General features: G+C 40.4%; 15 protein-coding genes. 8 read left to right on the forward strand and 7 right to left on the reverse strand.

Annotated elements, in window-relative coordinates:
* Positions 1 to 385 precede the first annotated feature (385 nt).
* From JI665_RS14295 to JI665_RS14305, 3 genes are all read left to right on the forward strand, one after another.
* Positions 386 to 1357 carry a nuclease-related domain-containing protein gene (locus tag JI665_RS14295; RefSeq protein ID WP_206840218.1) on the forward strand — a complete coding sequence of 324 codons (972 nt, stop codon included), beginning with the start codon at positions 386 to 388 and terminating at the stop codon, positions 1355 to 1357.
* Positions 1358 to 1457: 100 nt separating this feature from the next.
* A complete protein-coding gene (locus tag JI665_RS14300) occupies positions 1458 to 1907 on the forward strand; it encodes a MarR family winged helix-turn-helix transcriptional regulator (protein ID WP_206840220.1) in 450 nt (149 codons plus the stop codon).
* Between the two features lie 218 nt (positions 1908 to 2125).
* Positions 2126 to 5230: an MMPL family transporter gene (locus tag JI665_RS14305; RefSeq protein WP_206840221.1), complete on the forward strand. Its 3105-nt coding sequence runs from the start codon at positions 2126 to 2128 to the stop codon at positions 5228 to 5230.
* Between the two features lie 63 nt (positions 5231 to 5293).
* On the opposite strand, the gene JI665_RS14310 is transcribed toward JI665_RS14305, so the two are convergent.
* Genes JI665_RS14310 through JI665_RS14325 form a run of 4 tightly spaced genes read right to left on the reverse strand, consistent with a single transcriptional unit; the run spans position 5294 to position 9846 of the window.
* Positions 5294 to 6520: a Zn-dependent hydrolase gene (locus JI665_RS14310; protein WP_206840222.1), complete on the reverse strand. Its 1227-nt coding sequence runs from the start codon at positions 6518 to 6520 to the stop codon at positions 5294 to 5296.
* An 18-nt stretch (positions 6521 to 6538) separates the two neighbouring features.
* Positions 6539 to 8023 carry a sodium:solute symporter family protein gene (locus JI665_RS14315; protein ID WP_206840223.1) on the reverse strand — a complete coding sequence of 495 codons (1485 nt, stop codon included), beginning with the start codon at positions 8021 to 8023 and terminating at the stop codon, positions 6539 to 6541.
* Positions 8020 to 8223: a DUF3311 domain-containing protein gene (locus tag JI665_RS14320; RefSeq protein ID WP_312886206.1), complete on the reverse strand. Its 204-nt coding sequence runs from the start codon at positions 8221 to 8223 to the stop codon at positions 8020 to 8022. The genes JI665_RS14315 and JI665_RS14320 overlap by 4 nt, the downstream gene beginning before the upstream one ends.
* An 18-nt stretch (positions 8224 to 8241) precedes the next feature.
* Positions 8242 to 9846: an amidohydrolase gene (locus JI665_RS14325; protein ID WP_206840224.1), complete on the reverse strand. Its 1605-nt coding sequence runs from the start codon at positions 9844 to 9846 to the stop codon at positions 8242 to 8244.
* 164 nt (positions 9847 to 10010) lie between these two features.
* Between JI665_RS14325 and JI665_RS14330 the strand changes: the two genes are divergently transcribed.
* The 4 genes from JI665_RS14330 (at position 10011) to JI665_RS14345 (ending at position 15799) form a co-directional block, all read left to right on the forward strand.
* Positions 10011 to 11594: a PucR family transcriptional regulator gene (locus JI665_RS14330; RefSeq protein ID WP_206840225.1), complete on the forward strand. Its 1584-nt coding sequence runs from the start codon at positions 10011 to 10013 to the stop codon at positions 11592 to 11594.
* Between the two features lie 388 nt (positions 11595 to 11982).
* Positions 11983 to 13335 carry an aspartate aminotransferase family protein gene (locus JI665_RS14335; RefSeq protein ID WP_206840226.1) on the forward strand — a complete coding sequence of 451 codons (1353 nt, stop codon included), beginning with the start codon at positions 11983 to 11985 and terminating at the stop codon, positions 13333 to 13335.
* Positions 13336 to 13438: 103 nt separating this feature from the next.
* Positions 13439 to 14953, forward strand: coding sequence for a CoA-acylating methylmalonate-semialdehyde dehydrogenase (locus JI665_RS14340; protein WP_206840228.1), 1515 nt, complete (start codon positions 13439 to 13441; stop codon positions 14951 to 14953).
* A 237-nt stretch (positions 14954 to 15190) separates the two neighbouring features.
* Positions 15191 to 15799, forward strand: coding sequence for an FMN-binding negative transcriptional regulator (locus tag JI665_RS14345; protein ID WP_206840230.1), 609 nt, complete (start codon positions 15191 to 15193; stop codon positions 15797 to 15799).
* 54 nt (positions 15800 to 15853) lie between these two features.
* On the opposite strand, the gene JI665_RS14350 is transcribed toward JI665_RS14345, so the two are convergent.
* Positions 15854 to 16570 (reverse strand): 3-ketoacyl-ACP reductase, encoded by a 717-nt coding sequence (locus JI665_RS14350; RefSeq protein WP_009331790.1) that lies wholly within the window; start codon positions 16568 to 16570, stop codon positions 15854 to 15856.
* A 141-nt stretch (positions 16571 to 16711) separates the two neighbouring features.
* Here JI665_RS14350 and JI665_RS14355 point away from each other — a divergent pair, with 141 nt between their 5' ends.
* Positions 16712 to 17710: an LLM class flavin-dependent oxidoreductase gene (locus JI665_RS14355; protein ID WP_206840232.1), complete on the forward strand. Its 999-nt coding sequence runs from the start codon at positions 16712 to 16714 to the stop codon at positions 17708 to 17710.
* Between the two features lie 241 nt (positions 17711 to 17951).
* On the opposite strand, the gene JI665_RS14360 is transcribed toward JI665_RS14355, so the two are convergent.
* Both JI665_RS14360 and liaG read right to left on the reverse strand, forming a co-directional pair.
* Entirely contained in the window at positions 17952 to 18644 is a 693-nt protein-coding gene (locus tag JI665_RS14360; RefSeq protein ID WP_206840234.1) for a C39 family peptidase, read from the reverse strand.
* A 129-nt stretch (positions 18645 to 18773) separates the two neighbouring features.
* The gene (gene liaG / locus JI665_RS14365; protein WP_206840235.1) at positions 18774 to 19628 is read right to left on the reverse strand and encodes a LiaG family protein; all 855 of its coding nucleotides are present in this window, start codon (positions 19626 to 19628) and stop codon (positions 18774 to 18776) included.
* Positions 19629 to 19813 lie beyond the last annotated feature (185 nt).

Here is a 19813-nt window from a genome sequence, read left to right on the forward strand (position 1 = left end):
GAAATTAAAATTATCGATGATTGCCATTGTTGCAGTGCAGTCTTTGGCAAGACGGAAAAATGGCAGCAACAGTAGTCCCAAAGCCAGACTTAATGGGTGAGCAAGCAGTAGATCCAGCTTCAAAGGTTCTTGCTTAGGAAGAACTGGAAGAATTTTTTCCTGAAATGCAGCAGTCCTCCGAATGGGGGGACTGTTTTTGGTTTAGCTGATAAAATGTCAGGTTTAGCTTATATATCTCAGATTTCGCTGATAAAAATGTTATATCGCCGATATATTCTAAATTTCGCTGAAAAAATCAATTTTTAGCAGATCGATCATTCAAATAAAGGAAATGGTTGCTGAAAAGTCGAATTCTTTTTATAAAAATTAATAGAGGAGTGATAAATTGATTGCAAAACCTAGGGCAAAACCAATCTTTCTGGTTAAATTGGAGACATTATTGAAAAGATTGCCGGAAGGTCATCCAAAATACTCTTTGATAAAAACAGATTATGCCAGACAAAGGGCTGGATATATAGGTGAAAAACTTCTTGAATTTCCCTTGAGCTACCTCCCCGGCAAGGATTATTTAATATTCCATGATTTGAGACTTTCGAATGGCAGGCATTTCTTCCAAATTGATGTCCTGCTCCTTACCCCTTTTTTTATTTCCATTCTCGAAGTGAAAAATATTTCAGGATCTATCTTCTTCAATTCCTCATTTAAACAAATTATCCGGACCATTGAAGGTAAGGAGGAAGGATTTGCCGACCCGGTGGCACAGGTAAAACGGCAGGCAGAGGATTTAAAGAATTGGCTCGTTAGGTACCGTTTCCCTGTCCTTCCGATTGAACCACTCGTTGTTATGGCAAATGAACACACTGTAATTAAATTCGATCCCCGCGATAAAATAACCCCATATTTAGTAATCCCCTCTTTGGATATCCTCAGCAAAATGAGATTCTATGAAAAGAAATTTACATCCTCGTTCCTCAATTCAAGACAGCTCAAGAAGTTATATTCACGCCTAATAGCTGACCATACTCCAGCAGAAATTGATATTTTTCAAAGATATGCAATACAGAAAACTGACTTGATAAAGGGTATTCAATGTCCTAGCTGTTTATCGTTTCCTATGAACAGGGTCCATGGCAACTGGAAATGCCTTGCATGCAGCCATGTTTCAAAAAATGCACATATTCAGGCATTAAATGATTATGCCCTCCTGATTAGTCCCACAATAACAAATAAAGAGGCCAGATATTTTTTGGGCAGCCTATCCAGTGATACTGCAAAGCGGATTCTTAAGCAATCTTGCAGAGTAAGTACAGGAGATAAAAAAGGGAAACGTTATTTTATTCCTTTTGATGAAGTTTAATTGACAACGAACTTTCCCTGTATTAAAGTTAACTATGTTAATAGTTAAACAGTTGAACAGTTAAATGGTAGAATAATTACTCCGTGAGGTGAATATATAAGTGAATGTGCCAAATATTAAGGACTTGGTCGACCGGTATATTGCAGTTTCTTTTTCCGTGGAGAAAAAGGCTGCGTCACTTGTGAAAAATCAGATTGGCAGCGATTTGACCAATGACCAGCATTTTACACTGAGGTACATAAATCAGGTGGGTTCTTGTACTTCCTCAGAGCTTGCTGAAGTGTTTGACGTGAAAAAGAGCGCGATTACGGCGATGATCACGCGTATGTGGGAAAAAGGGCTGATTCAGCGAACACGAGATGAAAATGATCGCAGGGTTGTCTATCTGACTCTTACCGAAAAAGGGAATGAGTTGTACATCAAAGCAGAAGAAAAGATTTATAACCTTGTAGAATCACTGATAAATAGATTTGATCAGGCCGAAATTCAGCAGTTCATTGAAACCTTTGAAAAATTGGATAAAGTACTATCGCAGTCTAACGGGCAGTAAGACTCCCGTTCTAGACTCAGGAGAAATCGAATGAGTATGAGCGGAAGACAAACTGCGCGTATAGCCCCGAAAGAGGGACAAAGACTAGAGAACGCCACTTCCTGTGGCAACGCCTTTGTGACTCACTTCCTGTGGGCCTCAGCAAACAGTCAGCGGGGGGAGAGAACCCCACTGATTGAAGTTTCACTTTATCAGAAAATAAAGCGGGGGATTAAAGAGTGTATTCAATTATTAAAAGAAAATGGCTTGTCATTGTCGTTTGGATCGCAGTGGCTGCCGGCTTGTTAATGGCAGCGCCAAACATGGCAGATCTGGTCCGTGATAAAGGGCAGATTACTGTGCCTGAAGAGTATTCATCCACACTTGCCGGGGATATCATGCAGGAAGTGCAGAAGCAGGAAGGCGGAGGGGATGAGACCCAGGTTGCACTTGTTTTTCATAATGATAAAAAGCTTACTGGAGAAGAAATCAAAGAAGCGGAGAAAGCTATCCGGACGCTTGAAGAAAAAAGCGGCGAAATGGGAATTACAGAAATTCTTAGCCATTTTAATGAAGAAAGCTTGAAAGAACAGCTTGTTTCAGAAGATGGCAAGTCGATTCTGGCTTCTGTCAATGTAAGCTGGAATGACCGTGAGCCAGCGGAGCTGAGTGAAGAGCTTTATTCAGCTATTGATGATGTAAAGGTAGATCATTATTATACGAGTGAATGGCTGATCAATGAAGATCTCATGAACAGTTCCCAGGAAGGACTGAAAAAGACAGAAGGAATCACAGTCGTTTTTATTCTGGTTGTTTTGCTTCTGGTATTCCGATCAGTGGTTGCACCAATTATCCCGCTGATGACAGTGGGATTCACCTATCTTGCCTCACAGTCCATAGTGGCATTTTTAGTCGATAGGCTGGATTTCCCGATTTCGAACTATACCCAGATTTTCCTTGTTGCGATTCTGTTTGGGATTGGAACAGACTATTGTATCCTGCTGCTGAGCCGTTTTAAAGAAGAACTTTCCTATAATGAAAGCACAGCGGACGCCATTGTGGCAACATACCGAAATGCGGGCCGCACAGTATTCTTCAGCGGTTTGGCTGTTATGATTGGCTTTGCTGCAATTGGCTTCTCGCAGTTTATTCTTTATCAGTCAGCAGCAGCTGTGGCCATTGGTGTAGTAATATTATTAATTGCTTTATTTACCATCGTGCCATTCTTTATGGCAGTGCTGGGACAGAAAATTTTCTGGCCTTCAAAGAAGAGTGCCGAGCATGGAGAAAGCAGGCTATGGGGAACGGTAGGCCGATTCTCGCTGGCGCGTCCATTCCTGGCATTGCTTATAGTGGCAGCCGTTTGTGTGCCGTTCCTGGTGACATATGACGGAGAACTTTCTTACAACTCCCTGGAGGAAATCGGCGGAGATGTTAATTCCATTAAGGCGTTTAATGCCATTGCTGACAGCTTTGGGCCAGGAGAATCCATGCCAACGCAAATCGTCCTGAAAAACGATGAGGAAATGGACTCGGCTGAATATATAGGCCTGGCTGAAAAAATTAGCCGAGAGGTTGAAAAAGTAGATCTGGTGGATACAGTCCGCTCTGTCACAAGACCAACTGGAGAGCCAATCGAAGACTTCTTTGTTGCCAAACAAGCTGAGACTCTTGAAGAAGGCCTTGGAGAAGGTAAGGACGGGTTAAATAAAATTTCAGACGGCTTAAATGAAGCAAGCAGCGAACTGTCCAAATCAGAGCCTGAGCTGCAGAATGCCACAAAAGGAATCAACGATTTGATTTCTGGTACCAATGAAATCAAGTCCGGCCTTGGTGAGATACAAACAAACCTTGCTAAAATTGAAGATGGTATTCGTCAGGGGTCTGCGGGTTCAGATCAAATTAAAGATGGTTTGGAAAAATCCAAGGCTGGAGTGGAAAAACTCACAGCTAATTATCAAAAACTATTAAATGGTTACCAGGATACTCAAGAGGGGTTAACCCAGCTGCAAGCTGGATATGCCAAGGTGGGTTCAGGACTTGGTGAAATTAGTGCAGCTAATGATAACTTGTATAAGCATCTTGAGGCAAATTATGACTTAAAAACAGATCGAACCTACCAAACATACAAACAGGCTATTCAAAAGAACCTTGGTGAACTTACTGGGGCCTTAACGGAGTTAAATTCGGGGCTAACACAGTTAAATAGTGGAATAGCAGAAGCAAATAATGGATTTGGTGCGATTTTAAATGAACAATCAAATCTTTCTGCAGGACTCCAGCAGCTAATCGATGGAATCGAAGCCCAGCAGGCAGGCCTCAATCAGCTTGCTGACGGCCAGGGGCAAATCGTCAATAATTTTCCGAAGCTGACAAATGGTTTAGCAGGAATCAATGGCGGGCAGGAACAGCTGCTGGCAGGATTCGGCGATCTTGGAGGACAAATCAGCCAGCTGACAGATGGTCTTGGCCAGAGTGCAGATGGACTGGAACAGGTGTCCGAAGGTCTCGGTTCGGCACAGGATTATCTGGCAGGCCTATCGAATTCGGAAAACATGGATGGTTTCTATCTGCCGCCTGAAGTTCTGGAGGATGAAGAGTTTCCCCAGGTGTTTGATGTCTATTTATCAGAGGATCGTAAAGTTATGACAATGGATGTGGTGCTTGAAGCAAATCCATATTCCAACGAAGCTATTAATCAGGTGGATGAGATTAAAGCAGCTGTGGAAAGAGCCACTAAAGATACTAAGCTTGAAAACGCGGTTGTCGCAGTAGGCGGGATTACAAGCACAAATGCTGATTTGAGTACGATGTCAGATCAGGATTATTCCCGTACAGTTGTATTGATGCTGCTTGGTATTTCGATTATTCTTGTGTTCCTTTTCAGATCTATCATAATGCCAATCTATTTAATTGGTTCATTGATTTTGACCTACTATACAAGTATGGCAATGAATGAAGCAATTTTCGTGAATTTGCTTGGATATTCGGGCATCAGCTGGGCGGTTCCATTCTTTGCATTTGTTATTTTGGTCGCGCTTGGCGTTGACTACAGCATTTTCTTAATGGATCGCTTTAATGAATACCGTGATCTTTCCATTGCAGATGCAATGCTGTTATCCATGAAAAAGATGGGCACTGTTATTATCTCAGCTGCAGTAATCCTTGGTGGCACATTTGCGGCAATGATGCCATCCGGAATGCTGTCGCTATTGCAGATCGCGTCCATCGTTCTGGTCGGGTTGATGCTATACGCACTGGTGGTGCTGCCGCTATTTATTCCGGTTATGGTCAAGAACTTTGGCCAGGCAAACTGGTGGCCGTTTAAAAGAAGTGCTAACTAAAGAAAAGAGAGGCTGCCTTCTCACGAAGGCAGCCAATTTTTTAGCAAAGAAAACTGCTTCAGACTATGAGTTTACCTTTTCCCGGCATAATTTTAATATAGCGTTAAGTAGAACATCAGCTCCCTTAGCACAGTCTTCATATGAAGTAAGTTCATCTTCACGGTGACTGTATCCATTTACACTTGGAACAAAAATCATTGCTGTTGGAATAAATGAAGCGATGAATTGTGCGTCATGTCCAGCGCCGCTGTACATTCGATGCCCCCTATACCCTAATTCATTGCAGGCATACTCCACAGCATCAACTACTTCTGCATCAAAGTCAACTGTATCCCGATCCCAAAGCCGTTTCGATTCCACTGAACAGAAATTTGGGTTTTCTGGTAATCCATTTACTATTCTCGTTACTTCTGCGATGACTTTTGGATCCTTATGTCTTGCCTCTAAAGTAAAGGTTACTTCAGAAGGAATGACTGTATGAATATTAGGATAAGCATTTATACGACCGATTGTGTAGACAATATCAGAATCCAGTCTTTGCAGCTGCTTCTGGATATCTGCTATCAAATTGGCAGCGGCGAACATTGGATCCCTACGCATATTGATTGGAGTAGTACCTGCGTGATTGGATTCTCCATAGACAGAGATTTCATAGCAGACCATTCCAAGCACACCTTCAACAATACCAATATCTAAGTTTTTCCGCTCTAGCACAGGTCCTTGTTCAATATGCAATTCGATAAAAGCACTGGCTTCCTGCAAGCGATTTGTTTCTGGACCTTCAAAACCGCTTTCACTTAATGCTTGGGCAAATGAAATGCCATTTGTATCAGTTGAAGCAAGCATCTTCGTTTTATCAAATTTGCCTGATAGAACACCGGAAGACATAAGGGATGGCTCAAACCGGGCTCCTTCTTCATTAGTAAAATTGACAATCGTAATAGGATAATCTAATTCGATATTATCTTCTTTAATTGTATAGACAGCCTCTAAAGCAGTAAGGACACCCAGCACGCCATCGAAACGCCCACCCTTGATTACAGAGTCCAAATGAGAACCTATTACAATAGGAGGCAGGTTTTCCTTACCAGGCAAAGTTGCATATATATTTCCCATATCGTCGCAGGTTACTTTCATGTCCAGTTCCTCGCATAATTCCTGGAATTTCTTCCTTGCTGCAAGATCCTCAGCCGATAATGAAAGCCTTGTTACTCCGTTGTTTGCGGTTTTGCCATATCCACTGAATAATTCAATTAATTGCTGAAGCCGATTAGCATTACACTTTTTCAAAGAATGACCCTCCCTTAATTATTGGGCAACTTCTTCTGCTACCCGGGCATTTTCTCTTTCTACGATTGCGTTAGTAAGGAGACTGACACTCACTCCGATGAATATATTAATCCCAATTGCTACAAATCCAATATTGATATCATTAATAGCACTTGGAATATTTGGGAAGATATTGATTAATTTAAAAGATGTTATTGCGTTATATAATACAATCGAAACTCCTGTTAAAATTCCAGCCATAGCACCGTATTTATTCATAAACTTGGTATTAAAGAAGCCGAAAATCAGCGCTGGCACTAATTGTGTGATCAAGCCATATGACATAATGTTTAGGATAGCCAATGCATTCCCGCCTGTAACAGTGAAAACATAAGCTATTAAAATAATCAATAAAACAAATAGTTTGGATACAGTAAGCTGCTGGCGGTCACTGGAGTTTGGCTTAATTAACTTATAAAAACCTGTCATTAATCCTACAGCACCGGACATAACCATAACGGATACCGGCACTAACGCAGTTAATAGGCCAGCCCCGCCTACAATTCCTACAAACCATGGATCAAATGTTTGCATAGTAAGACGCAGCAGTGATAGGTCACCTTCTGCTCCTTGTAATCCCGGCACTTGAATAATCGCTGCAAATCCAATAAAAAAGGCAAATAATATTAAAATGGTATACAAAGGCAAGGTGATCGCATTTTTCTTTAATGAGCGTTCACTTTTAGCAGATAATACTACACTGAAAGATTGCGGTAGCAGGTAAAAACCAAATGCATTTAAAATAATGGTGGAAATAAACCATGGCATACTATAGCCTTCAGCTGCGAAGGTTAAAGCTTCTGGCTTTACTGTTTGAACGGCCTCAAATAAAGGCTGAATGCCGCCGAAATAATGATATGGAATATAGATGCCTAAAAATACAATGACAAATAAAATCATTATATCCTTTAATACTGCATTCCAGGCGGACCCGTGGATACCTGAGACTGTGACATAAATTGTGACAATTACTGCACCGATGGTAGAAGCAATTAATGGCGATATAGCTCCATATGAGGCTTCGGATACAATAATTCCTAAACCTTTTAATTGGATTACAATATATGGAACTAGAGCGATTAAACCAATAAAAGCTACGACTACACCCAGTGCTTTGCTGTTATAATTTTTCATAAAGTATTGAGGCTGAGAAATTACGTTATGCTTTTTTGCAAAACGCCAAATTTTGGGGATGATCCAATAAGAAAGCACATAAGCCAAGCAAATATAGGCTGGAACATAGTAAGCTGCTGCACCATTTGAATAGGCCCATCCACTGCCGCCTAAAAAAGTAAAGGTCGTGTAAACTTCACCTGCAATTAATAAGAATACGAACAGCGTGCCGAATCCTTTGTTCCCGACCGCAAACTCATTTACGTTCATTTCTTTTCCGCGAGTAGCACGAATACCTAAGTATAAAGCGACAGCAGCAACGAGAAAGATGATCACTAAGGCGACGTTCATTCGATTTCACTTCCTTCATTTGCAGGGTCTAATTTATAAACGATGAACAAAATGACAGATGATAGAATCATCCAAACGGCAATCCAAAATAATAAGAATGGCAATCCTAAAATATAGGGTTCAATGCGATTAGCTGCCGGCAGAAGGACACACATTCCTATGAAAGGAATAAGCAGTAATAGTTGTGAGTACTTTTTCACATGCTTCACTCTCCATTCTTAGATTTCATTTGCGTAGACTATTTCACCATCCAGCATTGTTAAATCTGCTTTCACCTTGGGAATCTCCTCAATATGGCAATTTAACAGGGAAGTGTTTAAGATGACTAAATCCGCCAATTTCCCTGCTTCAATGCTTCCTTTTTCACCCTCATCAAAGCTAGCGTAAGCAGCGTTATAGGTATACATGCGGATGGCATCCATGAGAGATACTTTTTGCTGTTGCCCAAAGGCTGTATTTTCGCGTGTTAAACGACTGACAGCAGTGTAAATACCCACAAATGGATTAACTGTTGTTATCGGTGCATCTGAACCAGCAGCTGAAATGATGCCCTGGTCCAATAAATCTCTTGCGGCATACATATAATGAATACGTTCACCATAATTGCGGATATAACTTTCTCCGAATTCATATGGGAATGAAGGGTTGAGAATCGGAATCACCTTCAGCGCCTTAGCTTTTTCCTGCAAATCTGGGGGACATACGCCTAAATGTTCTACACGATGGCGGTGATCCTCGCGCGGATACTCGTTTAGCAGTCTTTCCACGACATTTAAATATTGCTCTATTGCTTTATCTCCCTGAGCATGCACGGTAATTTGATAGCCATTTTGATGAGCTGTGGAGAAAATTGCATATAGCTCATCTTCTGTATACTGCAAGTAACCGTAATTATTTTCATCACTTGTATAGGGCTCACGAGTAGCAATTGTCGGCCCTGTACTGCTTCCATCAGTAAATAGTTTAGCAGGACCAATTTTGAAAAAGTCATTGCCTGTATGGGTTATTACACCAGCATTCAGCATGTTTTTAGTAAAGTTCTCGCAATCATTCAGACTGCCGATCATTGCATAAATCCTGGTCTTTATTAGCTTCTTGTGTGAAGCAATTTGCATAATTCTAAAGCTGTTTTCATCAAATCCTCCTGCATCATGTACACTTGTAATTCCATAGGAAAATAATTGTTCTTGGGCCTTTGAAAGTGCGTTAAATAATTCTTCATCACTATAAGTCACATACTGATTAAAATGTAAAAAGGCATTCTCGATGAGGCGGCCCGTTAATCTTCCGCGGCCGTCTTTTTCAATGGTTCCGCCTTGGGGATCAGAAGTTGATGAATCTATATCGGCCAGCTTTAAGGCGGCTGAATTAACCATGCCGATATGACCGCAAGTACGGGTAATGACGATTGGGTGTTCTTGTGAAAGGTGATCAAGTTCCTGAATTGAAGGATAACGCTGTTCCTGTACCATAAGCTCATTGAACCCAAAAACCCGTATGATTTGTCCATTTTTAGTCTTTTGGACAATTTCTGATAATTTGCTCAAAAGTTCTTCAACCGAGTTAATCACAGGGTCTTTACAGTTGAGATGCATTAATGTATTGCCGTATAAAAAAAGATGCATATGAGCATCAATTAGACCAGGCAAAACAGATCTTCCATTCAAATCAATGACTTTTGCCGAGGATTTAACGAGTTTTTTTATTTCTTCTGTTGTACCAACCGCTGCAATCTTATTCTCTTCTATCAAACATGCTTCATAGACTTCGTTTTTACTATTAACTGTAATCACTTCGCCATTAATTAAAGCTGTCTGATTCATGGGCTCACCCTCCTTGTCACAAATAAAGTTATAAAAAAAATATAACATAGCTATTTAAGAGCTTGATATGAACATTATGTAAAGTAGTTCCCTCTATCGTTTTACATTATGTTATATTTTTCTGTATAAAGTTTCATAAACCTTTTTTCTTGGGAGGGTAATATATGTCATATTCACTGACAGTTCAAGACTTATTTGATAAAAACCATTTCCAAAAGGCAGAAGTGATAGCAGGTCATAACGGAATTTTGAATACGATCAAGTGGGTTCATATACTGGAATCGAAAGAGATAGGCACTTTCATTAAAGGAAATGAATTAATATTAACGATGGGAATTCAGCTAATCCATGAAGAAACACTGTTTGAATTTGTTGAACAGCTCATCAATAAAGAAGCTGCTGCATTATGCATTGAATTTGGTGAACATATTCAAACTGTTCCAAAGAATGTGATTGAGCTCGCTAATCAGTACAATTTACCGATTATTGTATTTAACGAAATCGTCCCATTTATTGAAATAACGCAAGAGATACATAGTATGTTAATTAACCAGCAGTACGAAATGATCAAACGTCTCGAAAATTATTCACAGGATATTAATAAATTAACTTTAAAAATAACCCATTATGAACATATTTTAATGAGGCTTTATAAATATTTAAATCTAAGTGTTGCATTCATTATAAAAGGGCAGCAGCCATTATTTATTCCAAATGAGAAGCATCATGTATATCATAACTTAAGGGAAAAGTACGAAAAAAAAGGGGAAGGAAAGCATTTCGCCAAATGTGAAGTAAATATTTTAGAGGAAAGCTATGGAGAAGTTTGTATCTTCACAGAGAACCGAACTATAAATGAGTTTGAATTATTGGTGCTGGATAGAACGGTTACTGCCTTATCACAATATCTGCTGCGAAGTCTCTATATAGAGGAGAAACAAAACATTCACTCCCGCCTTTTATTGGAGTCCTGGTTGGATGGAACAGTTGAAGATTCTGCCATTACATCCTTCTTACAGGAACAGGGTTTTCATAATTTATTAAATTGCTCTTATTTTGTATTAATCGACCAAATCAAAAATACAAAAAAAGAGTATGATTTAAACTATTATAAATTATATTCCCGCAATATTTTTGAAAATAAAGGCTTCATCCCATTTTTATTAGAAGAAAAGCAAAGGCTTATATATGTAATTGCTGATATCTATGGACATGATAGAAAACACCGTATCATAGACTGCATTGAGAAAATCAGAAACTTTAGAAAGAACAATAATTATATAAATCTATCGGTCACTACTGCTGTCGGGCAGATTATCAATAATTATAAATCAGTCCGCCAAAGCTTCGAAACTGCACAGGATACTCTGTTAATCCGGAATAACGCTCTTCAGCTTTCCTATTTTTATGAAGATCTTTACATACATCAATTAGTTCTGCAAATGCAAAAAAATAAAGCAATTATGGATTTAGCTAAAAACTATTTAAAGCCTCTTTATGAATACGATGCAAAAAATAATGGACAGCTGATTGTAACGTTACAAGTTTATCTGCAGTGTAATTGTCTCAAAAAAGAAACCGCTCAAAAGCTATTCATTGTTCGCCAGACGCTATATCATCGTTTGTCCAAAATTGAAAGTTTAATAGGAAGTGATTATATGCTTCCTCCCAAGCGCCTTGCTGTAGAAATAATGCTGCTGGCTACTCAATATAACTTTCAGTCTGCCGGCATCGAAAATCAGGATTAGAGGTTTTACACTCATTAATTTTAGAATCTTCAGTTATTGTTTCGCGTGAAGTTTTATCCATCAAGAAGGAAAGCGCTCCTTTCATTTGTCAAATAGTAAATATAAGTGTTGTTAAAGCTCACTGCCTCTTTAAGCATATGGGCTGAAAGCAAAAAAGTTAATCCTTGGCATCTCGCATTCAAATACTGCACAAAGTCTTGCTAAAAGGAGTCTCCCTGACCGCATTTTCCGTTCGCGGATCTTCTGAAAAGCGAGTTTAATAGACATCAGACAGAGTCAATATGTGAAATGATATTTAGCAAACATTTTACATTATGTCTGATGATAAACACGAAATTTCACTTCACAATAAAGACAGATGAATTATATTTCTAAAGGAGTGACTCAAATGGGTAATGTTCATATTGCAGATAATTTAGCAGCGAAAGATGAAAAATACCTTTGGCATTCAATGAAGCCATATAACCCGCAAGCAACAGCCATTATTCAAAAAGCGCAAGGAGCCTGGCTGACGGATATTGAGGGGAATCGTTATCTGGATGCCATGTCAGGATTATGGTGTGTAAACGTTGGTTATGGAAGGGAAGAAATTGCAAAAGCTGCATATGACCAGCTCCTTGAGAATAATTATACTCCCTTAACTGTTAGTCATCCTTCAGCGATTTTGCTTGCCGAGAAAATAAGTAATCTATTAGGCGGAGATTATGTTGTGTTTTTCTCCAACAGCGGTTCTGAGGCAAATGAAACAGCATTTAAAATCGCCCGCCAGTATTATCAGCAGAAAGGGCAAGGAACCCGGTATAAAATTGTTTCGCGTTATCGCGCATATCACGGAAACTCTATGGGTGCACTCGCAGCAACAGGGCAAGCTGAGCGGAAATACAAGTATGAACCTTTAGCTCCAGGATTTATTCATGCTAAAGCTCCGGATCAGTATCGTTACAATGAGGATGGATATAAGAGTGCAGCTGATTTACCTTCTGTTCAAGCGGTAGACGAAATTATGACATGGGAACACTCAGATACAATAGCGGCGATGATTTTGGAACCGATTATTACAGGAGGAGGAGTAATCATGCCTCCTGATAACTATTTAAAAGGTGTAAAGGAAGTTTGCGAGAAACATGGCGCTTTATTGATAGTAGATGAAGTAATCTGCGGTTTTGGGCGTACTGGCAAAGCCTTTGGGCATCAGCATTATGGAGTGCAGCCTGACATTGTTACGATGGCAAAGGGGCTTACGAGTGCTTATATGCCGCTTTCTGCAACAGCGGTAAAGAGAGAAGTTTATGAAGAGTTTACTAGAAACGGAAACTATGATTTTTTCCGCCATGTTAATACATTTGGGGGCTCTCCCGCTGCATGTGCAGTTGCATTAAAAAATCTTGAAATAATGGAACGTGAGAATTTATTTGAACAATCTTCAACAATGGGTGATATTCTTGTTTCTGAATTAAAAGATAAAATATCACATTGTCCTTATGTTGGGGATATTCGAGGAAAAGGATTGCTTATAGGAATCGAGCTGGTAGAAGACCGCATTACAAAAAGTCCCTTACCTGCAGAGAAAGTGAATCAAGTGATTGCTAAGTGCAGGGAGAAGCGTCTGATTATTGGGAAAAATGGCGTGACAGTTGCAGGATACAACAATGTATTAACACTTTCCCCGCCGTTAAACATTACCCTTGAGGAGAAAGATTTTATTATTGCAGGCATAGTGCAGGCAATTGAAACTTTATAAGTAAGTAAACATTCCAACCAGCAGAATTTCCGGTGAAATAAAGCAGGGACAGCCTAAGAATTATGAAGCGGCATCCTGTTAATATAGAAAGGAGAAAATGAAGATGGCAAACATTACGGATGTAAAAGAACTTACACATTTTATTGAGGGAAAAATGATCACTGGTAAAAGCGGCCGTTTCTCCGAAGTTTTCAATCCTGCAACAGGAGAGGTCATTGCGAAAGTGCCATTAGCTTCCGCAGAGGAAGTGAAGGAGGCAATTGAAAAAGCAGAAGCTGCGTTCCCTGCATGGCGTGATCTCTCAGTAGCCAAGCGTGCAGAAATTGTTATGAAATTCAGGCACTTGCTGACGGAAAATAAAGAAAAATTAATTGAATTAATCTGCACGGAAAGCGGGAAAACCGAAGAAGATGCATTAGGTGAAATTACCCGTGGAATCGAATCTGTAGATTTAGCTATTAATGCTCCTCATTTGATGAAAGGCGAATATTCAGTAAATGTTGGCGGGCAAATAAATGCTTATTCTGCTAAATATCCGCTAGGTGTAGTAACAGCAATCTCTCCATTCAATTTTCCAATCATGGTGCCGCTCGCCCAGACAAGTATGGCGGTAGCGGTTGGAAATGCGGTTATTTTAAAAGCGTCTGAGCGGGTTCCTATGACAGCTTTATTCATGAGTGAGTTATGGAAAGAAGCAGGACTCCCAGATGGTATTTGGACAGTAATCAATGGAGATAAAGAGGCAGTCAATGAACTGCTTGAGAATCCGGCAGTACAGGCAGTTTCTTTTGTTGGCTCAACACCGGTAGCACATTATATTTATGAAACAAGCGCTAAATATGGCAAACGTGTTGTTGCTTTAGGCGGAGGAAAAAACAATATGGTAGTCATGCCGGATGCTGATCTGGAACAAGTAGCAAATGCTTTCATCAGTGCAGGGTATGGAGCTGCTTCCCAACGTTGTATGGCGATCTCTACATTAATGCCGGTAGGACAAGAAACCGCTGATCGTTTAGTAGAAATATTAAAAGAAAAGATTGAAAACTTAAAAGTGGGGGCTTATACAGACAATGCCGATTATGGCCCTGTTATTTCCCGACAAGCGAAAGAAAATATTCTAAAAGCCATAGACCGCAGTGAAGAAGAAGGTGCAAAAATCGTTTGCGATGGACGTTACAAAGACATTACAAAAAATAGCAATGGCTTCTTTCTGGCACCAACCTTGCTTGATAATGTTAAGCCGGGAATGGAAATTTATGAGGAAGAAGTCTTTGGTCCAGTTCGAAATATTGTACGCGTAGATAATTTAGAAGAAGCGATTGACTTAATCAATCAGCATGAATTAGGGAATGGTGTAACAATTTTCACCAATGATGGTCTGGCAGCAAGGAAGTTCACAACTGAAATTGATGTAGGAATGGTTGGTGTAAATGTACCTATTCCGATTCCGGTTGGCTATCATAACTTTGCAGGTTTTAAAGGTTCAAGATTTGGTGATGGTCAAATGTTTGGTCCAGATCAGGCAAATTTCTATACAAAATCAAAGATGGTCTCAGAACGCTGGCTGGCCCCAAGCGAAAACAGTGGTTTGTCATTTGCATTCCCGAGTAATAAATAGTTTTTATGAAAGCGTTGCCCTGTTGTGGCAACGCTTTGTGCAGTCTGGACCGTTATTTTGTTTCGGAATACGCGGCAGGGAGTGCTGAGAAGAAATCAATCTTAGAACCAATGGCTTCTGTCAGTAGTTTTTTAATACTTGGACTTTTTATTATTTGTTTTGGTAAATCATACCGAGTGGGTTGTGTAGAAAGATTTAAAAGGGTTTCCCATACCCTTAAAACGAGGAGGAATTAATTTGTATATACCGAATCATTTTAAAATGGATGATGAAGAATTAATCTATGAATTTATTGAAGCATACGGATTTGCCACCTTATTTTCTCAGCATAATGGGGAACCCTGCGCTACTCATCTTCCCCTCATGTTTAATAAATCTGAAAATGCATTATATGGTCATTTTGCACGTCCGAACGAACAATGGAAGGACGCTCAAAACCAACAAGTCCTTGCTGTTTTCCAAGGTCCCCATTGTTATATCTCGCCTTCCTGGTACGAAACAACTAATGCAGTTCCGACTTGGAATTATGTGTCTATTCATTTATATGGAGAGATGGAGATAGTCGAAGATAGAAAAATAATTTTCGATTCTTTAAATAACTTAGTCAATAAATATGAAAGCAATGATAGTCCATACAATTTAAAAAATGTTGAACCTGGTTTTATAGAAGGAATGAGTAAAGGGATTGCTGCTTTCAGAATAAAAATCACAAAAATTGAAGCAAAAGCTAAATTAAGTCAAAATCATTCCGTGGAGCGGCAAGAATTAATTATTAAGAATCTAGAAAAAACCTCTATACACGAAAATATCCAAATAGCAGCTCTGATGAAGAAAAATCTTCAGTAAATTAATTAAAAGGTTCATAAAAAGCAGACCTTACGAAGGTCTGCTTCCACTTGCTTATGGATTAGTCGACCACATGCCGGCTGTTTTCACAAACACCCGAGGGTTCAATTTCAGCTGTGCCACCATGAATTCTGCGAGGTCTTCCGGCTGCATAACCTTTTCCGGGTTGCCGTCTGTCAGGTTTGTTTCAATCGCAAGGTCAGTGGCCACCGTACTTGGAGTCAATGCGCTAACTCGGATATTATGCTTTCGAACCTCAAGCATCAGAGACTCTGTTAAGCCTAAAACAGCAAATTTGGATGCACTGTATGCACTAGTGACAGGCGCTCCTTTTTGTCCGGCTGTGGATGCGATGTTGATAATGTCTCCGGACTTCTGTTCGATCATTTCAGGAAGAACAGCTCTTGTAACATTATAAACACCCATCAAGTTGACCTGGATGATGCTTTCCCACTCATCAGGCGATAACTCCAGGAATCCTCCGAACTTAGCAATTCCGGCATTGTTAATCAGGATATCCACAGAGCCAAGGTCTGATTTAATATGCTCGACTGCATGAGTAACGGCTTCAAGGTCGGCAACATCGGCTGCTGCAGCAGATACATTCACATCGTACTGGCTAAGTTCATCCGCCATTTTTTCAAGATTTTCAATCGTACGGCCAAGTAATCCAATATTGACGCCTTCTTTCGCGAGCGCGATAGCTGCTGCACGCCCGATCCCTCTGCCTGCTCCTGTGATTAGAGCTGTTTTGCCTTTTAATGTATGCATCGTTTTTCCTCCTCTAAAAAAATCATTCATATACTACCAGAAAGGCTGTAAATTTCCTAATAAATCGCTTGCGCAGCCGGGACATTTGAGGAAGCTTTATCCCTTGTGATAAGATCATCTTCAATAAAAGGGGGGATTCTAATGAAGCTTAGTGTTTTGGATCAATCTGTCGTGGCAAAAGGGGATACTGCAGCTGAAACTTTTCGTAAAACAGTCAAGCTCGCCCAAGTGGCAGAAAACCTTGGCTACACCCGTTTTTGGGTGGCTGAGCATCATAATTCGAATGGAATAGCTGGCTCCTCACCGGAAATTCTTATCTCCCATATTGCATCAAGCACCAGCCGAATTAAGGTCGGTTCAGGCGGCATCCTTCTGCCGCAATACAGCCCTTATAAAATAGCCGAAAATTTTAATGTGCTCCAAACTCTATTTCCAGGACGGATCGATTTGGGCATTGGGAGGTCTCCCGGAGGAACCGCATCCACCCGGCTTGCCCTGACAGATGGAGTAAGGAAAAGTCTGAATGAGTTTCCTAGACAGCTTAGGGATTTGCAGTGGTTTTTGAACAAAGAGCTTCCAGAAGGACATCCTTATCAGCAAGTGAAAGCTTTTCCACAGGCTGAAGATCCTGCACTATTGTGGCTTCTTGGAATCACGCATCGCGGAGCAAGACTGGCAGCGGAACATGGAGCTGCCTTTACGTATGGACACTTTATCAATCCTGCAAATGGGAAGAGAGCAATGGATACATATTTCAGTCAATTTCAGCCTTCAGCAGCTTTGTCTGAGCCGAAAGCAAATGTGTGTATTTTTGTTGTATGCGCCGAGACACAGGAAGAGGCTGAGAAGCTGGCTTTGAGCCAGGATATGTGGCTGCTGGCAGTTGAAAAAGGGAGGGATACGAGATTAATCCCAAGCATTGAAGCTGAAAGTATCCAGCTCACACACGTAGAAAAAGAAAAAATCACTGTTAACCGCAATCGGATGTTAATCGGTACCCCAGCAAAAATAAAAAAAGAATTGCAGCTGCTCAGCGAAGTCTACGGAACGGATGAGTTTATGATCATCACCAATATTCATGATTTTCAAGGCAAGCTGAATTCATACACAATGCTGGCTGAAGCTTTCGGCTTAAGTTGAGAATTTATAATCCCCAATTAATCCACCGATAATAGAGGAGTATTTTCCTTTTGAGCTTCCCGGATTTCAAAGTGTGCATAACTAATTCATTGATTTTTTAAATTTTTCAGAAGTATCCACAATTAAAGGCATTTTTTGCCCGATTCATCCACACTAAGTGGATAATCTAAGCAGACAAAAGAGTTATCCACATAGGCGATCATGATTGAGACAAAAAGTTATCCCCAAACATCCTTCTCTATTATTTATCCACATAAGTGATTGCCTGTCTTCCCATCTGTTCCCATCCGGCAATGAACTTGTCCCTTTGGAATTGGGTATTTTTCTCCTTAAGCGGGTCGTTTGCATAGATATGATCTTCATCATAGCCTGTGACTAATACAGCATGCATTCGGTAGGTTATTTTGACCGGGCCATCTTTAGTTTCCCAGATTTCCCATTCTGAATCAGGCAATACGTCGTAAGTGCTGGTGATGATCACCCAGGCTGGTCTCCCTTCATCAAGCTGCTGGATTACTTTGTCGAATCCGCTGCCTGTCAGGTCTTCAATTTTTCCGGGCAAATAGCTTTCAGCCAGTTCTGCAACGGGTTCATGATAGGCGCCGAGTCCAGGTTTATCCAATGTTTGCATATTGCCAACAAAGCCTTTATGAATGTTTCCCCTATAGCCATCCTTTTCGAAAGGAACACGGTTTATTTTTTCGGCTAATTCCATTTTATCGGTCTCTTCTCCTGCATGATTCAGGAGCATGGCAAGACTGGTTACTTCACATCCTCTTTCAAGCTCAGGCTTTTGCGAATAATGAGGGGCATCAATTAACACTTTGCCGTCTTCCTGTTCTGCGGATTCAGATTCACTTTCCTGGCCGGTAAACCAGGATGGTGAAGAGCAGCCTGACAGCAGAATGGATGCCAGTAAAATAGCTCTCTTCAAGACTTACACCCCTTTGTGAAAATTTCGCTTGTCAAAATAATAGGTATAAGACTATTTCCCCATAGTGTCCAGCCTTAATCCACATTCAGCATCAAAAAAAGCCCGGTTTCCCGGACTTCAATGCAGCAGTTAATTAATCTCAGCTTTCCCGCTGGATACAGAGATACGGATGTCATGTTCTCCTGATCCATGTTTGCCGGAAATATCATTTTTATCGCGTTTCTCATCATCCAATTCAAAATGGCTGCTGATATGGCCGCTGCTTGCTTTGCCTTTTAAGGTAAAGTCCGCATCATCAGGCAAATCAAGGCGGACAAAGCCTGAACTTGCTTCCACTTTAATAGAGTCAGTCAGTTTGCCGACCATTATATCCAGCTGTCCTGATGATACCCCGGCATCAAGCTTGCCTTGATAGTTGCGGACCTTCACTTTGCCGGAACTCATATCTATTTCTCCAGTACGGGTAATGATATGATCTGCTTCCATCATTCCTGATGAACCTTCATGCTCAAATTCATCAGTCTTAATGTTGGCAAGGCTGACTTTGCCGGAACTCATATTAACATTCAGACTCTCAAGCACGAAAGGCCTGCTTTCAGATTCACCGGCAAAATTCAAACGGCCGGAACCAATGTTAATTGACATGGACTTATTGAAATCTTCAGGAATGTAAATCTTCAGATTGCTTTTATTATTGAAAAACTGAAAGCCATCCAGCCACTTTCTTTTGTATTCCACGCGAACTTCGCTTCCAGCCTTATTTACGGTCACTTTCCCTTTGCCGTCAAGCTCAGCTCTAACGTCATTCCTCTTTTCAGGAATAATGACTGTATCGGAACTTGATACATCTATGCTGATATGATCTGTCCTCTTGCTTAGAGAAGCCTCGGTACTGCTTTCTCCAAAACTCAGCCAGCTGTTTACGCCAGTAAAGAGCAAATAGGAACAGACTAAAATGATAAAAATGGCGAAAATCCTTTTCACAATGAACCCCTGCTTTCCTTCATAAATTTCTTACTTATATTTTATGATAATCCCCATTCATGCACATTGAGCCCCAGCTTTAATTTCTGCTAAGACTTGAGGCGTACAGACTTTAGTATAACGCTCTTTTGTCCGGCGGGAATTTGCAACTTGAATATATACAGAGCAGCAGAAGTTCTACAGAG

The organism is Bacillus sp. NTK034 (assembly GCF_017303275.1).
Classification (GTDB): domain Bacteria; phylum Bacillota; class Bacilli; order Bacillales; family Cytobacillaceae; genus Cytobacillus.

Bases quoted from the DNA above. Each gene is read 5' to 3' on its own strand.
- JI665_RS14330 (WP_206840225.1), top strand. From the start codon at position 10,011: ATGTCATATTCACTGACAGTTCAAGACTTATTTGATAAAAACCATTTC.
- JI665_RS14315 (WP_206840223.1), bottom strand. From the start codon at position 8,023: ATGAACGTCGCCTTAGTGATCATCTTTCTCGTTGCTGCTGTCGCTTTA.
- JI665_RS14340 (WP_206840228.1), top strand. From the start codon at position 13,439: ATGGCAAACATTACGGATGTAAAAGAACTTACACATTTTATTGAGGGA.
- JI665_RS14350 (WP_009331790.1), bottom strand. From the start codon at position 16,570: ATGCATACATTAAAAGGCAAAACAGCTCTAATCACAGGAGCAGGCAGA.
- JI665_RS14335 (WP_206840226.1), top strand. From the start codon at position 11,983: ATGGGTAATGTTCATATTGCAGATAATTTAGCAGCGAAAGATGAAAAA.
- JI665_RS14325 (WP_206840224.1), bottom strand. From the start codon at position 9,846: ATGAATCAGACAGCTTTAATTAATGGCGAAGTGATTACAGTTAATAGT.
- JI665_RS14355 (WP_206840232.1), top strand. From the start codon at position 16,712: ATGAAGCTTAGTGTTTTGGATCAATCTGTCGTGGCAAAAGGGGATACT.